The 14,620-nt window shown below is 60.0% G+C and carries 15 protein-coding genes; 6 read left to right on the top strand and 9 right to left on the bottom strand.

Annotated features, from left to right (window positions below; translation table 11 throughout):
* Positions 1-21 precede the first annotated feature (21 nt).
* From AB4P92_RS20510 to dksA, 4 genes are all read right to left on the bottom strand, one after another.
* Positions 22-2,976 carry a sensor histidine kinase gene (locus AB4P92_RS20510; RefSeq protein WP_162184591.1) on the bottom strand — a complete coding sequence of 985 codons (2,955 nt, stop codon included), beginning with the start codon at positions 2,974-2,976 and terminating at the stop codon, positions 22-24.
* The gene (locus AB4P92_RS20515) at positions 2,960-3,136 is read right to left on the bottom strand and encodes a hypothetical protein (protein WP_003176118.1); all 177 of its coding nucleotides are present in this window, start codon (positions 3,134-3,136) and stop codon (positions 2,960-2,962) included. The genes AB4P92_RS20510 and AB4P92_RS20515 overlap by 17 nt, the downstream gene beginning before the upstream one ends.
* A 77-nt stretch (positions 3,137-3,213) precedes the next feature.
* Positions 3,214-4,110: a tRNA glutamyl-Q(34) synthetase GluQRS gene (gene gluQRS, locus AB4P92_RS20520; RefSeq protein WP_047303253.1), complete on the bottom strand. Its 897-nt coding sequence runs from the start codon at positions 4,108-4,110 to the stop codon at positions 3,214-3,216.
* Between the two features lie 195 nt (positions 4,111-4,305).
* On the bottom strand, positions 4,306-4,749 hold the full coding sequence (dksA, locus tag AB4P92_RS20525; RefSeq protein WP_042561095.1) for an RNA polymerase-binding protein DksA: 444 nt from the start codon (positions 4,747-4,749) through the stop codon (positions 4,306-4,308).
* A 334-nt stretch (positions 4,750-5,083) separates the two neighbouring features.
* On the opposite strand from dksA, the gene AB4P92_RS20530 reads away from it, so the two are divergent.
* Positions 5,084-6,256 carry a pyridoxal phosphate-dependent aminotransferase gene (locus AB4P92_RS20530; protein WP_042561094.1) on the top strand — a complete coding sequence of 391 codons (1,173 nt, stop codon included), beginning with the start codon at positions 5,084-5,086 and terminating at the stop codon, positions 6,254-6,256.
* Positions 6,256-6,969: a DNA/RNA nuclease SfsA gene (gene sfsA, locus AB4P92_RS20535; protein ID WP_261736627.1), complete on the top strand. Its 714-nt coding sequence runs from the start codon at positions 6,256-6,258 to the stop codon at positions 6,967-6,969. The genes AB4P92_RS20530 and sfsA overlap by 1 nt, the downstream gene beginning before the upstream one ends.
* On the opposite strand, the gene AB4P92_RS20540 is transcribed toward sfsA, so the two are convergent.
* Positions 6,966-7,283, bottom strand: coding sequence for a Rieske (2Fe-2S) protein (locus AB4P92_RS20540; protein WP_042561092.1), 318 nt, complete (start codon positions 7,281-7,283; stop codon positions 6,966-6,968). The genes sfsA and AB4P92_RS20540 overlap by 4 nt on opposite strands.
* Before the next feature lie 159 nt (positions 7,284-7,442).
* Between AB4P92_RS20540 and AB4P92_RS20545 the strand changes: the two genes are divergently transcribed.
* The 4 genes from AB4P92_RS20545 to AB4P92_RS20560 are packed head-to-tail and all read left to right on the top strand — an operon-like array spanning position 7,443 to position 10,989.
* Positions 7,443-8,315 carry a hemin ABC transporter substrate-binding protein gene (locus AB4P92_RS20545; protein WP_395598070.1) on the top strand — a complete coding sequence of 291 codons (873 nt, stop codon included), beginning with the start codon at positions 7,443-7,445 and terminating at the stop codon, positions 8,313-8,315.
* A 50-nt stretch (positions 8,316-8,365) separates the two neighbouring features.
* Positions 8,366-9,349 (top strand): FecCD family ABC transporter permease, encoded by a 984-nt coding sequence (locus tag AB4P92_RS20550; protein ID WP_395599686.1) that lies wholly within the window; start codon positions 8,366-8,368, stop codon positions 9,347-9,349.
* Complete coding sequence (locus tag AB4P92_RS20555; protein WP_115146574.1) at positions 9,349-10,116, top strand: heme ABC transporter ATP-binding protein; 768 nt, start codon at positions 9,349-9,351, stop codon at positions 10,114-10,116. The genes AB4P92_RS20550 and AB4P92_RS20555 overlap by 1 nt, the downstream gene beginning before the upstream one ends.
* A gap of 21 nt (positions 10,117-10,137) precedes the next feature.
* Positions 10,138-10,989 (top strand): ChaN family lipoprotein, encoded by an 852-nt coding sequence (locus AB4P92_RS20560; RefSeq protein ID WP_395598071.1) that lies wholly within the window; start codon positions 10,138-10,140, stop codon positions 10,987-10,989.
* Positions 10,990-11,221: 232 nt separating this feature from the next.
* Here the strand turns inward: AB4P92_RS20560 and AB4P92_RS20565 are convergent, their stop codons facing one another.
* The 4 genes from AB4P92_RS20565 to AB4P92_RS20580 all read right to left on the bottom strand — a co-directional run bounded on the left by AB4P92_RS20565 (position 11,222) and on the right by AB4P92_RS20580 (position 14,584).
* The gene (locus tag AB4P92_RS20565) at positions 11,222-12,016 is read right to left on the bottom strand and encodes a Crp/Fnr family transcriptional regulator (RefSeq protein WP_395598072.1); all 795 of its coding nucleotides are present in this window, start codon (positions 12,014-12,016) and stop codon (positions 11,222-11,224) included.
* A gap of 16 nt (positions 12,017-12,032) precedes the next feature.
* Positions 12,033-12,305, bottom strand: a complete 273-nt coding sequence (locus tag AB4P92_RS20570; protein ID WP_042561087.1) for a TfoX/Sxy family protein — start codon at positions 12,303-12,305, stop codon at positions 12,033-12,035.
* A 286-nt stretch (positions 12,306-12,591) separates the two neighbouring features.
* Positions 12,592-12,936: a pentapeptide repeat-containing protein gene (locus AB4P92_RS20575; RefSeq protein WP_007909940.1), complete on the bottom strand. Its 345-nt coding sequence runs from the start codon at positions 12,934-12,936 to the stop codon at positions 12,592-12,594.
* Positions 12,937-13,027: 91 nt separating this feature from the next.
* Complete coding sequence (locus tag AB4P92_RS20580) at positions 13,028-14,584, bottom strand: bifunctional aminoglycoside phosphotransferase/ATP-binding protein (RefSeq protein WP_261736631.1); 1,557 nt, start codon at positions 14,582-14,584, stop codon at positions 13,028-13,030.
* Positions 14,585-14,620: the final 36 nt, after the last annotated feature.

The following is a 14,620-nucleotide window of genomic DNA, read 5'->3' on the forward strand; positions in this document are numbered from 1 at the left end:
GATTCGATACTCTCGACGGTCTCAGTTCACAGCGGACGTCGCTTCGACATGACGCGGTAAGGTCACCCGGATACGGGTGCCGCGTTGGCTTTGTACATCAGCCGGGCTGTCGATGGTGATTTGTCCATAATGCTCTTCAACGATGGAATAGACCAGTGCAAGGCCCAGACCGGTGCCTTCGCCAGGATCCTTGGTGGTGAAGAAGGGTTCGAACAATCGGTCCATGATGTTCTTCGGAATACCGCTGCCTTCGTCCTCCACGATCAGGTCGACCGTGTGTTCGCCGGCTTCACTCTTGACCCGCACCGCGCTGTGCGGCGGGGAGGCGTCACGGGCGTTGGAGAGCAGATTGATCAGCACCTGGGCAAGCCGCTGCGGATCGCCTTCGACCCAGTGATCGGGATCGCAGAGGTTGTAGAACTGCACTTCGAAATTGCGCCGGTTCAACGCCAGCAGGCCGATCGCATCCTGCGCGACTTCGGCCAGACAAACGGGCTCGTCGCTGTGCTGATGGCTGCCGGCATGGGCGAAGCTCATCAGCGACTGGACGATGCGTGATACGCGTTTGGTCTGTTCAAGAATCTGCCCGCTGATCTCGGTCAGCTCGCTATCGTCTTCGCGTTCTTCACGCAGGTTCTGCGCCAGACAGGCGATGCCGGTGATCGGATTGCCGATTTCATGGGCCACGCCCGCAGCAAGACGACCGATGCTGGCCAGGCGCTCGGAGTGCACCAGTTTGTCTTCGAGCATCTGGGTTTCGGTGAGATCTTCGACCAGCAGCACCAGACCGCTGTTGCCGGGGGCCAGCGGTTCGTCAATCGCTGCTTTGTGCAGATTGAGCCAGCGCGTCTGGCCGTCGAGGGCCAGGTGTTGTTTGTGCAAGTGCTCATCGGGCAGGTTGATGAAGCCCTGGAGCAATTCTTTCCACGGATCGCCAATGGTACTCAGGCGCGAGCCGACCACGCGTTGCGCAGCGATCCCGGTGAGTTCTTCCATGGCCTTGTTCCACATCAGGATCTCCTGATCCTTGGCCAGCGAGCAGACGCCCATCGGCAGTTCCTGCAAGGTCTGGCGGTGGTAGCGGCGCAGGGCATCGAGTTCGGCGGCCAGACCTGTGAGGCGCGAGTGGTAATCCTCGAGGCGGCTTTCGATGAAGTGAATGTCTTCGGTGACATAGTTTTCGCCGCCGGCCTTGTACGGCAGGAAGGTTTCGACCATGTCCTGAGCGACGCTTGGGCCCATCAGACCGGAAAGGTTGGCTTCGATACGGTCGCGCAAACGACGCAAGGCGTACGGGCGGCGTTCATCGAACGGCAGATAAAGATCACGCAGCGCCTGTTCGACTTCTTTCTGCGCAGCCTTGGCGCCCAGCGGTTTGGCCAGTTGTGTGGCGAATTCCTGTGGCGAGGCAGCATGCAGTTCGCGGCGTTGCGGGCGACGCACGTTGTCCACGGCGCAGGCTTCGGCAGCGGACGCTTCCTCGGGGCTGGCGTTGGTGAACAGCGAGATCAGAGTGAACATCAGCACGTTGGCGGCCAGCGAGGCGATCGCCGCCATGTGCCAACTGGTGTCGTCCAGCACGTAAATCATGTTCAGCAGCGGGATGTAGAAACCTTGCAGATTGCCGACCAGCGGCAGGAGCATGGTCACCACCCACACCAGAATCCCCGCCAACAGACCGGCGATAAAACCGCGCCGATTGGCGGTCGGCCAGTACAGCACCGACAAAACGCCCGGCAGGAATTGCAACGTGGCCACAAAAGCAACGATGCCCAGGTTGGCCAGATCCTGGCCGGCGCCGAGCATCAGATAGAAGCCGAAACCGGCCATGATGATCGCGACGATCAGCGCCCGGCGGGTCCACTTCAGCCAGCGATAGATATTGCCTTCGGCGGGCGGCTGATAAAGCGGCAGCACCAGGTGGTTCAGCGCCATGCCCGACAGTGCCAGGGTGGTGACGATGATCAGGCCGCTGGCCGCCGACAAACCACCAACGTAGGCGAGCAATGCCAGCGGCTTGCTGTTGGCGGCAATGCCGATGCCGAGGGTGAAATATTCCGGGTCGGTGGTGGCGCCGAGCTTGAGGCCGGCCCACAAAATCAGCGGCACTGCCAGGCTCATCAGCAGCAGGAACAGCGGCAAACCCCAGCTTGCGCTGACTAATGAGCGCGGGTTGAGGTTTTCGGTGAAGGTCATGTGATACATGTGCGGCATCACGATTGCCGAAGCGAAAAACACCAGCAGCAGCGTGCGCCACGGGCCTTCCTGCAACGGCGTGTGCAACGCGGCGAGGGCGGTCTGGTTTTGCAGCAGCCACAGCTCAAGCTGTTGCGGGCCGTCGAATACGCCGTACAGCGCATACAGGCCAACGCCGCCGAGGGCGATCAGTTTGATCACCGATTCGAAAGCAATCGCGAACACCAGCCCTTCGTGCTTCTCGCGAGTGGCGATATGCCGGGAGCCGAAGAAAATCGTGAACAGAATGATCAGCGCACAAAACGCCAGCGCCACGCGGCTCTGAATCGGCTCGCCGGTGAGGATGCCAATGGAATCGGCCACCGCTTGAATCTGCAACGCCAGCAGCGGCAGCACGCCGATCAGCATGAAAATCGTGGTCAGCGCCCCGGCCCAGGTGCTGCGAAAGCGGAAGGCAAACAGATCCGCCAGCGACGACAGTTGATAGGTGCGGGTGATTTTCAGGATCGGATAGAGCAGCACCGGCGCTAGCAAAAATGCGCCGGACACCCCGAGATAACTGGACAGAAAGCCGTAGCCGTACTGATAGGCCAGGCCTACCGTGCCGTAGAACGCCCAGGCACTGGCGTAAACCCCCAGCGACAACGTGTAAGTCAGCGGATGGCGAATGATCGCCCGTGGAATCATTCCACGCTCACTGATCCAGGCTACGCCAAACAGTGCGGCCAGGTAGGCGGCGCTGATCAGGAGCATCTGGGTCAGGCTAAAGCTCATCGGCATCTTTTTGGCTCTGCAGGATGAAGGTCACGACAATCAGGATCAGCCAAAGCAGATAGGGGCGATACCAGGCGCCCGTAGCGTCGATCCACCAATCCATGATGGCGGGCGAAAACAGATAGATCCCCACGACCAAAAGCAGGACCAAGCGATAGATGTACATCCCGGCCTCTCTTTTTTATGCGCGTGCCCGAAAACGTGCGGCGATGGTAACGGATGGCAGCGCGACTGCAAGTGTCGTCATAGCAGTTGCGCTTCGGGCAGGGTCAGTGTGCGCGGGATCCGGGTGGCATCCCAGTGCGCGCTGCCCCACTTCAGCAGTTCCTGCGGCGTGGCGTGTTCGAGTTCCGCGCCGGGGTTTTGCCCCAATGCACGCAAGGCCCGCAGCAGCAACGGCGTGGCTTGATCCGCCTCAAGCGGCGGCGAGCGGTAGGACTTGCCGAGTTTGTTGCCGTCCGGTTGGGTGATCAACGGCAGGTGCAGGTAGCGCGGTTGACGCAAGCCCAGCAGTTCTTGCAGATAGAGCTGGCGCGGCGTGGAGTCGAGCAGATCGGCACCGCGCACGATATCGGTAATGCCTTGCCAGGCATCGTCGAGCACCACGGCCAGTTGGTAGGCATAGAGGCCGTCGCGACGGCGGATCACAAAGTCGCCGACATCGCGGCCCAGATGCTGGCGATATTCGCCCTGCACCCGATCAATGAAGTGATATTCCAGCTCCGGCACGCGCAGGCGGATCGCCGCGTCTTGCTGGTCGTGGCCGGCGTTGCGGCACAACCCCGGATAAATCCCGTGATACGGCTCCAATTGTTTGCGCGAGCACGTGCAGGCGTAGGCCAGGCCGTGATTGAACAGGCTGTTGAGCACTTGGGCATAAGCGTCGTGTCGATCGCTCTGGCGCACCATGTCGCCATCCCATTCAAAGCCGTAGCTTTCCAGGGCCTTGAGGATCGCTACCTGCGCGCCGGGCTCTTCGCGCGGCGGGTCGAGGTCCTCCATACGCACCAGCCAGCGGCCGCCGACCGAACGCGCGTCCAGGTAAGAGGCGAGGGCAGCGACCAGCGAGCCGAAGTGCAGGTGGCCACTGGGTGTCGGGGCGAAGCGGCCGATGTAGGCGGGGGAAGTCTTGGCAGTCATGAATGCGATAGTACTTTTGAGGACTTGCTGCGGCCACTGTGGGAGCGAGCCTGCTCGCGAAAGCGCAGTGTCAGACAATTAAATGCTGAATGACACAGCGTTTTCGCGAGCAGGCTCGCTCCCACAAAAGCAGATAGCAAACGGCAGAAACAAAAACGGAGCGTTCGCACGCTCCGTTTTTCGTTCAGGTCGATATTACTTGCCGACCTGCTTTTCCTTGATTTCAGCCAGGTTCTTACAGTCGACGCACATGTCGGCGGTAGGACGGGCTTCGAGTCGCTTGACGCCGATCTCGATGCCGCAGGATTCACACCAGCCGTAATCTTCGTTCTGGATCAGATCAAGCGTCTTGTCGATCTTCTTGATCAGCTTGCGCTCGCGATCGCGGGCGCGCAGTTCCAGGGCGAATTCTTCTTCCTGGCTGGCACGGTCGGCCGGGTCAGGGAAGTTGGCCGCTTCGTCTTTCATGTGGTCGACAGTACGGTCGACTTCCTGCATCAAGTCCTGCTTCCACTTGTTCAGGATCTTGGTGAAGTGGGCCCGCATTGGGGCGCCCATGTACTCTTCGTCTTTGGCCTGAACATAAGGTTCGAAACCGCTGACGGTCGGATTAGCCTGTTGCTTTGCTTGGGTGGGCATGAAATGGACCGCCTCTACTCTTGTAATCCATTGCGCAGGATTGCTCCATCACCGACACCTGCCGGCCCTGCGGCTGCAAGCGGGCGAACTTACCAGATCAATTCGGCCCGCGCTACTCCCGGATGTCGAGGCTGCGGCCGACGGTGCCTGGAAATGTTTGCCAAGCCGTGTCTGGCGGTGTTGAAGACCTGTTCAATCACTGATTTTAGTCAATCCTGGAGCGTACGTTCTTATCGTTACAGTCCAGCGTTCTTGTGGCTGTGACCGCTACGGGTTCTCGCTCGTTCCGGCAGATGGGTAGAATCGTTTCTTTTCCCTCGTCGAAGGAAGGCCAATGGCTCAGCCCTACAGTGCGCGCAGTCGTGCGATCGAACCGTTCCATGTGATGGCGCTGCTGGCGCGGGCCAATGAATTGCAGGCTGAAGGGCACGATGTGATCCACCTGGAAATCGGCGAGCCGGACTTCACCACGGCCGAGCCGATCATCCAGGCGGGGCATGCGGCACTCACTGCGGGCAAGACGCGCTACACCGCCGCGCGCGGTATTCCCGAGCTGCGCGAAGCGATTTCCGGTTTTTATCAATCGCGATACGGCTTGAACATTGATCCACGGCGCATCCTGATCACGCCGGGTGGCTCCGGGGCCCTCCTGCTGGCCAGTGCTCTGCTGGTCGATCCCGGTAAACACTGGTTGCTGGCGGACCCGGGTTATCCGTGCAACCGGCACTTCCTGCGCTTGGTCGAAGGCGCGGCGCAGCTTGTTCCGGTAGGGCCGGAGGTGCGTTACCAACTGACTCCGGACCTGGTCGAGCGGCATTGGGATCACGACAGTGTCGGCGCACTGGTGGCATCGCCGGCCAACCCGACCGGGACGATCCTGACCCGCGATGAACTCGCCGGGTTATCCACAGCCATCAAGGCGCGACACGGGCATCTGGTGGTGGATGAGATCTATCACGGCCTGACTTACGGCACCGATGCGGCCAGCGTTCTGGAAGTTGATGACAGCGCTTTTGTGCTCAACAGTTTCTCCAAATATTTCGGCATGACCGGATGGCGTCTCGGCTGGTTGGTCGCACCGGATGCGGCGGTCAGTGAGCTGGAAAAACTCGCGCAGAACCTCTACATCAGCGCACCGAGCATGGCCCAGTACGCGGCGCTGGCGTGTTTCGAGCCGGATACCATCGCGATTCTTGAGGAGCGCCGAGCCGAATTCGGCCGACGTCGAGATTTCCTGCTGCCGGCATTACGCGAGTTGGGGTTCAACATCGCAGTAGAACCGGAAGGCGCGTTTTATCTCTACGCGGATATCAGCAAGTTCGGCGGCGATGCCTTCGCGTTCTGTCGTCATTTCCTCGAAACCGAGCACGTTGCGTTTACACCAGGGCTCGATTTCGGCCGTTATCAGGCCAGTCACCATGTGCGATTTGCCTACACGCAAAACCTCCCTCGCTTACAGGAAGCGGTGGAACGGATTGCCCGTGGCTTGAAGAGCTGGCAAGCCTGATGCGTTTTTATCCTCCTCTGGAAGAGGCGCGACTGATCCGCCGATATAAGCGTTTTCTCACCGATATCGAGACCGTTAACGGCGAGTTGCTGACTATTCACTGCCCGAACACCGGTTCGATGCTCAATTGCCAGGTCGAGGGTGGGCAGGTCTGGTTTAGCCGCTCTAACGACCCGAAGCGCAAATTACCCGGCACTTGGGAAATCGGTGAAACCCCGCAAGAACGGTTGTTCTGCGTGAATACCGCACGAGCCAATGGATTGGTTGAAGAGGCGTTGCAGGCCGGCGTCATTACCGAGTTGAACGGCTTTACCGCGTTGAAGCGCGAAGTGGCTTACGGACAGGAAAAAAGCCGCATCGATTTCCGCCTCGAATACCCGAGCGGCCCAGCCTATGTCGAAGTGAAAAGCGTCACGCTGGGCTTTGACGGCACAAATGTGGCGGCGTTTCCCGATGCTGTCACCCAGCGCGGCGCCAAGCATTTGCGTGAGCTGGCGCATCTGGCGCGGGATGGGATTCGTGCTGTGCAGCTGTATTGCGTGAATCTCAGCGGAATTGAGGCAGTGCGTCCGGCCGAAGAAATCGATTCGGCCTATGCCGAGGCGTTGCGTGAGGCGGTCGCCTGTGGTGTTGAGGTTTTGGCTTACGGGGTTCGCCTGAGCCATGAAGAAATGGTGATCGACCGCCGCCTCGATGTGCTGCTCAACGGTTAAACATCTATCCACAGGCCTTGCGCATCTTCGCGGCAAGGTATGGCCGTCAGCGATTGTCCGGCGCAGGGCCCGGAAACGCATTCACCGTCCTCGATCAGAAACAGTGCGCCGTGAGTGGCGCACTGGATCAGGCTATTGCTCGGGTCGAGAAACTGGTCGGGTTGCCATTCCAGCCCTACACCGCGGTGCGGGCAGCGATTGAGATAGACATACGCCTGACCTTCGCGACGCACGGCAAACAGTTTTTTTCCGTCGACATCAAAACCGCGGCTGCCGGCCTCGGCCAGAGCGGCGCCCGCGCAGAGAAACTTCATGGCTATCCTCTAGTGTCGTGTCGGGATATGTCCGAGCTTGACGTTTAAATGCAAACAATTATCAAATGGCGGCCTTCACCCGAAGGCGCCGGACAGATGCCGAGGATACTTGGCCTGACATCCTGACGCCCGGGAAAACCTTGTTCAAGGAAGCTGTGTATGCGCCTGAGTACCCGCGTTGCTGTGCTGTGTGTCGGACTTTTCGTCAGTCACCAGGCTGCAGCGGCTGATTTGCCGCAACGTTGGGTCAGTGCCGGCGGTTCGCTGTCGGAGTGGGTCAGTGCGCTGGGTGGCGAGTCGAAACTGGTCGGCGTCGATACCACCAGTCAGCATCCGCAAACGTTGAAGGCTCTGCCGAGCATCGGCTATCAGCGCAGTCTGTCTGCGGAGGGCATCCTCAGTTTGCGTCCGGACATTCTGATCGGTACCGAGGAAATGGGCCCGCCACCGGTGCTGGCGCAGGTGAAAGCGGCCAAGGTTCAGGTGGAATTGTTCTCGGCTCAACCGGATCTGCCGACACTGGAGAAAAACGTCTCCCATCTGGGCCAGCTACTTGGAGCGGAGAAACAGGCCACCCAACTGCTGCAAAGTTATCAACAGCAACTCGACGCGCAAAAAACGCGGGTGACTGACGCGCAATCCAGACAAAAGGCGCCGGGTGTGCTGCTGTTGCTCGGGCATGCCGGTGGCAAGCCGCTGATTGCTGGCAAGGACACCGCCGCTGACTGGCTGCTGCAACAGGCAGGCGGGCGTAATCTCGCCACCCACACCGGGTACAAGCCGTTTTCTGTGGAATCCCTCGCCAGCCTTGATCCTGAAGTGCTGGTGTTCTCCGACCGGGCGTTAACCGGTGAGGCGGCCAAAACTGCGTTGTTCAAGGAAAACCCTATTCTCAACTCCAGCCGCGCGGCCAAGGCCGGGCGGGTGCTGGAGCTCGATCCAACCCTGTTGGTCGGTGGGCTCGGACCACGTTTGCCGGCAGCGCTGAAAACCCTGTTTGACGGTTTTTACCCGGCCAAGAGCGGCCAATGACCACACTGGTAAAACCCCGCAGCCTGTTCATTGGCCTGACACTTCTGTGTCTGCTGGCGATCTGGTTGTCGTTGGCGTTGGGGCCGGTCAGCCTGCCACTGTTCGACACGTTGCGCGCGGCGTTGCGCATGATCGGCGTACCGCTGGTACCGGAAGGGCTGGAGCAGGCTGAGCTGATTCTCGGGCAGATTCGTCTGCCGCGAACCTTGCTCGGGCTGGCGGTCGGCGGCGTGCTGGCGTTGTCGGGGGTCGCGATGCAGGGACTGTTTCGCAACCCGTTGGCAGACCCGGGTCTGGTCGGCGTTTCCAGTGGTGCGGCGCTGGGCGCGGCGATTGCGATTGTCGGCGGTTCTTTTTTTGGTGGCTTGCCGGAATGGTTCGGGCCTTATCTGTTGTCGGCGTGCGCGTTTCTTGGTGGGCTCGGTGTTACAGCACTGGTTTATCGTCTCGGTCGGCGCAATGGGCAAACCAATGTCGCGACCATGTTGCTGGCGGGGATCGCGCTGACGGCACTCGCCGGTTCGGCAGTTGGCCTGTTCACTTATCTGGCAGATGACGCGACCCTGCGTACGCTGACGTTCTGGAACCTCGGTAGCCTCAATGGCGCCAGTTATGCGCGGCTGTGGCCATTGCTGATCATCAGTGCCGGTGTGGCGTTGTGGTTGCCGCGTCGGGCGAAGGCACTGAACGCCTTGTTGCTGGGTGAATCCGAGGCCGGGCATTTGGGCATCGATGTCGAACGGCTCAAACGTGAACTGGTTTTTTGCACGGCGCTGGGTGTCGGCGCGGCAGTGGCGGCGGCAGGGATGATCGGGTTTGTCGGGCTGGTGGTGCCACATCTGGTGCGATTGCTGGCCGGCCCTGATCACCGGGTCTTGCTGCCGGCCTCGGTGTTGGCAGGGGCGAGCCTGTTGTTGCTGGCTGATCTGGTGGCGCGACTGGCCCTGGCGCCGGCGGAGTTGCCGATCGGTATCGTCACGGCGTTTATCGGTGCACCGTTCTTCCTGTATCTGCTGCTGCGGGGGCGTGCCTGATGTTGCGTACGCACAATCTGCACATCCGCCGTGGTCGTAAAACCGTGCTCAGCGGTATCACCCTTGAGCTTGAACCGGGTGAAGTACTCGGTGTGCTCGGTCCGAATGGCGCCGGAAAGAGTACCTTGCTCGGCGCTTTGTGCGGTGAGTTGACGGCCAGTGAGGGAGAGGTCTTGCTCGACGCGCACGTGTTGAGCCACTGGACCGGCACCCAACGCGCGCAACGCCTGGCCGTGTTACCGCAGGTGTCGACGCTGGATTTTGCCTTTCGCGTCGAAGAAGTGGTCGGCATGGGGCGTTTGCCTTATCAAAGTGGCCGGGTGCGCGATGACGAGATTGTCGCCGCGGCACTGGCGGCCGCAGACGCCGGGCATCTGAGCGGTCGCAGTTATCTGGCGTTGTCCGGTGGCGAGCGGCAGCGCGTGCATCTGGCGCGGGTGCTTGCGCAACTCTGGCCGGGGCAGGCGGGGCAAACGCTGTTGCTGGATGAGCCGACCTCGATGCTCGACCCGCTGCATCAACACACGACGTTGCAAGCGGTGCGCGAGTTTGCCGATCGTGGCGCCGCCGTGCTGGTGATCCTGCATGATCTGAATCTGGCAGCACGTTATTGTGATCGCGTGTTGCTGCTTGAAGGCGGGCGTCCGGTAGCATTGGACACGCCGCAACAGGTATTGCAGCCGGAAACGCTCAAAGCCGTGTTCGGCCTTGAGGTATTGGTGCAGCCGCACCCGGAGCGTGGGCATCCGCTGATCATCGCCCGCTGATTTTCTCATCGAGGTGATCGCATGCGTGGGATGTGGCTTTTGGCTGTGTTGTTGCTCGCCGGGTGTCAGCATGTTGCTGCGCCGCCGCCGATCGGTGGTCAGATTCGTGATCTGCACAGCGGTCAGGTGCTGACCGCGCAGCAATTGCTCGCGCGTCTCGCCGAACCCGATCGGGTGATCGTCGGTGAGCAGCATGACAACGCCGACCACCACGCTGCGCAGTTATGGCTTTTACAGTCGCTTGGTGAGCTACGGCCGCAGGTCAGCCTGCTGCTGGAAATGCTCACGCCGGATCAACAGGCCAAAGTTACTGCGGTTCGCCAGTCCGCGTCGCCTCCCTCTGACCTTCCCGGCGCATTGGCCTGGCAGGAGGGTTGGGACTGGAATCTCTATGGGCCGATTGTCCGCTTCGCCCTCACGCAACCGTATCCGCTGCTGGCCGCCAACCTGGATAACGGCGAAATCCGCGCCTTCTATCGTAATCCGCCGGTTTTGAGTGGCAAGCGCAGCAATGCTGACGCAGTGAAAACGACTTTGCTGGGGCAGATCAGCGATTCTCACTGTGGTCTGCTGCCTGATTCACAGATGCCGGCGATGCTGGCGGTTCAGCAGCAGCGGGATCGACGCATGGCAGAGGTTTTGCTGTCGGCGCCGACTCCGTCCTTGCTGCTGGCCGGTGCGTGGCATGCGCGCAAGGATGTCGGGGTGCCGCTGCACGTCGTGGATGTGAGCGAGTCCCGAGCACCGACGGTGCTGATGCTGGCAGAGCAGGGCGATGAGGTGACTGAGGCGATGGCCGATTACGTCTGGTACACCCCGGCCACCCCGAAGCGCGATTACTGTGAAGAGATGCGTAAACAGTTCGGCAAATGACTTTTCCACAGGCAAAAAAAGACCCGGTAAGAACCGGGTCAAATAACCGTGATTAGCCTGATGAGGAGATAATCTGAGAGTCCGAACCAAGGGCTTTTCAGAATATCGACTGATCTCGCGACCAGTTGTGATAATCATAGCGATTCTCATTACCATGTCAATCGCTGATTCTGCATTTATTTGATCTGATCTCTGCAATGGCTCGAACGCCCCGTAAATAAAGGAGTTCGCGCTACCCTTTGTCAGCCGTCAAACGGGCGATCTGTTGGTTCATTTGGCCGATGCGCCGCGCCATGCTCGCGATCAGGCTGTGGGCGATCTTCGGATTACTGCTGGTCATGCTCAAAAATTGATCCCCGGGAATCAGCATGACTGTGCAAGGTTCTCGCGTGACCACCGTAGCGTTGCGCGGCTCCCCGGTGAACAGCGCCATGGCGCCGAAAATTTCGTCCTTGGGAACCTCGCCGACCTTGTGTCCGTCGACAAAGGCTTCGGCGTGCCCCTCGATGATCACGAACACGTGATCGGCGGGGTCGCCTTGGTGAATCAGGGTTTCCCCGGCCTCGACCCGCTTGAAACCGTTGGTACTGCGAAACTCCCGCGGTTTCAGTTCGGCCACGGCGTGGGCTAGGAGGGCCATTTGTCCCAGCAGATACTCGAGAAATTGCTCCGCACGGCTGGCGTCTGCAAATAAATGCTGGAAGACATCACTGCGCCGATAAGGCAGCAAACGTAACGGCCCGTCACTGCGCAAGCGGCAATCGGCCCAGGCGTCACTCTGCTGGAGGCCGATCAAGTCGCCTTCCTGCCAATAGAACAGTGCGCGCGAACCGATGAAACCATTGATCACCCCTTCAGCCAGTAGAAACACCTGATCGTCGGGCAACTGCGCCGACAGGTCATCAGTCGCTTCCAGTTCAATCGCCGACCCGCACGACAAAAGGCCTTCCAGCCACTGTGCAGGCAGATTCTGCAAACGGTTGATCATTGCGTCGGCCAATGCCGATTGTTCCCCAAGCAGGTACATGGCAGTCAGCGCCCGTTCAGTTCTTGTGGCGTGTGGAAATGGCTTCGAGCTGCTTGTTCAGGGCGTCCTTGCGTTCGGCGGGGATGTCGTTCCAGTGCACATCCATCAACGCGCCTTCGATCGCATACAGCAACACCTTCGACGCGCGAAACCCGCGGGTGCGCACGGCCCGGTAGGCGTCCACTGCGCCCAGGCGACGCAAGTCCGAGGCGCTGTGGATGCCCACGGCATGCAGCCATTGCGCCGACGTCTTCCCAAGATTCTTCAGGTGTTGCAGTTCATCATTCATCAAGCCTCCTTGCGACGGCCGAATGGTGCGTGGGCGAGCTTCTCAGGAGTGTAGCCATCAGTAGGAAAAGCGTGGTTGTTTGGTCGGATTCAACGCAAAAGCTTCTAAGAAACGACAACCGGAGGGTGTGAAAGGCCTGCGAACGCAGAAAGAAGGGGGCAAACAAATATCAAATGTGGGAGCGAGCCTGCTCGCGAAAGCGGTCTTACTTTCACGATCAGGGTGACTGACACTCCGTCTTCGCGAGCAGGCTCGCTCCCACAGGGTGGGTGTGGTGTCAGAGATATCAGCGAGTGCGATAACGCAGGCGTGTGCCGAAATTCATCGACATCAGAATCTCGTCAGCACTCAGTTCCGGCGGGAAGTACGCTCCGGAAATCTGCGCGTGGGCCAGGCTTGCGCCTTCAAGCGACGCGTTGCGGAAATCAATGCCACGCAAATCGGCAGAACGGAAATACGCGTCCCGGAAATCTACGCCATCGGCGTTCAATTCGCGCAAATCGAGGCCACGGAAGTCGCCACCGACCATGTCGATCGGGCCGTCTTGTGGGCGTTCCTTGTTGAAACCTGTGATGTCATCTTTATGCAGCAAGGCATACAGCGGGGTGTCGAGAAGTTTCGGCTGGCTCATGTCACATCACCTGTTGGTTTTATGACGCCAGTATAGTGCCACTATTTAGCGGCCGTGAAGCGAGCGAGGGCTTCACGGCCGAAATAGTTTCTTACAGGCCTGGCAGGCGCTGACGGATCTGAGCGACAACGGTGTCCAGTGTCCCGGATTCATTGGTCTGAACGCGTTTGCTGCGCAGAATCTCTTCTGGCGTCAACGCTTCGCGGTTGGCCTGTTGTGCTTCGATCACAGCCAACGTGGCGTCGGACGGATCCTGTTTATCGGCCTGACGAATCGCCAGCCAGCTCTCGATCACTGCTTGCGGGGCGTTGCAGTCGAGGATCAGGAACGGTGTGCCAGTCGCTTCAGCGATTTTTGCGGCGTTATCGCGCTGCTCACGCTTGAGGTAAGTCGCATCGATAACCACCGGGAAACCGGCGTGCAGGATGACCTCGGCAATTTCATGCAGGCGCGAGTAGGTTTTGGCGCTGGCGTCGGCGCTGTAAATGCCGGCCTGCACATCGTTGGCCACGGTTTGCTCGCCAAACAAACGCTTGCGTTCAACGTCGGAGCGCAGACGAATTGCCCCCAGTGCTTCGACCAGGCGCATGGCCACGTGGCTCTTGCCGACAGCGGAAACGCCGTGGGTAATCGCCATGAAGCGCGAAGGGATGGTGCTGTAGCTTTCCGCCAGGTTGGCGTAGTTGCGGTACTGGCGCAGGGTAGTGGCGCGCTGCACCGGAGTCGCGTCCGCCGGCATGCTGAACAGGGCCACCTTCGCGCGAACCAGTGCGCGGTAGGCTTTATAGAAGTTCAGCACTTCCAGGCCTTGGTAGTCGCCGGTCAGTTCCAGGTATTGGCTGATGAAACGGCGAGCCAGCGACTTCAGGCCGCGGTCTTCCAGGTCCATCGCGAGGAAACCGGTATCGGCGTAGACGTCGGTGAAGCGGAACGGCTCGTTGAACTCGATGCAGTCGAAAATCACCACTTTGCCGTCGATGACGGTGGCGTTGCCCAGGTGGATGTCACCATGGCATTCGCGGGTGAAACCTTCGGCCTTGCGCTGAGCGAACAGCGGCTTTAGGCGCTCGAAGCTGCTTTCGGCCCAGGCTTTCAGAGCCTCGAGTTGCAGCAAATCGTTTTTGTCGCTGAGGAACGGCAGGATCTGTTCGAAGTTTTGCGACACCGGTGCCATCACGCTGTCCGGGGTGCCTGCGTCGTGCTCGGCTGGGACTTTCGGCGCGGTGAGGTGGAACTTGGCGATCTGTTCAGCCATTTCGTCGATGTGCTGAGTTGTCAGCTCGCCGTTGGCTTGCAGGGTGCTGAGCAAGCCGGACTGTGGAAACTGGCGCATTTTCAGCACGTAGTCGATCGCTGGGCCGTCGCCGCCCAGTTGCGGGGCGTCGACGCTGCCCGTCACCGGCAACACTTCCAGATACAAATCCTCGGTCAAACGCTGGTTCAGACGCAGCTCTTCAGCGCAAAAGTGTTCGCGTTGATCGAGGCCGGTGAAGTCGAGGAAGCCGAAATTCACAGGCTTCTTCACTTTATAAGCAAAGGGGCCGGTGAGGATCACCCACGAAATATGGGTTTCGATGACCTGGAACCCTTCGACGGGGTGCGGATACAGGGCCGGGTTTTGCAGGGCAGCGATCAGGGACTGGCTCACGGGCGATCCTTCAGAGACTGGGGGAAATTCGAGGTC

The organism is Pseudomonas sp. A0308, from assembly GCF_044218815.1.
Classification (GTDB): Bacteria; Pseudomonadota; Gammaproteobacteria; order Pseudomonadales; family Pseudomonadaceae; genus Aquipseudomonas; species Aquipseudomonas iridis.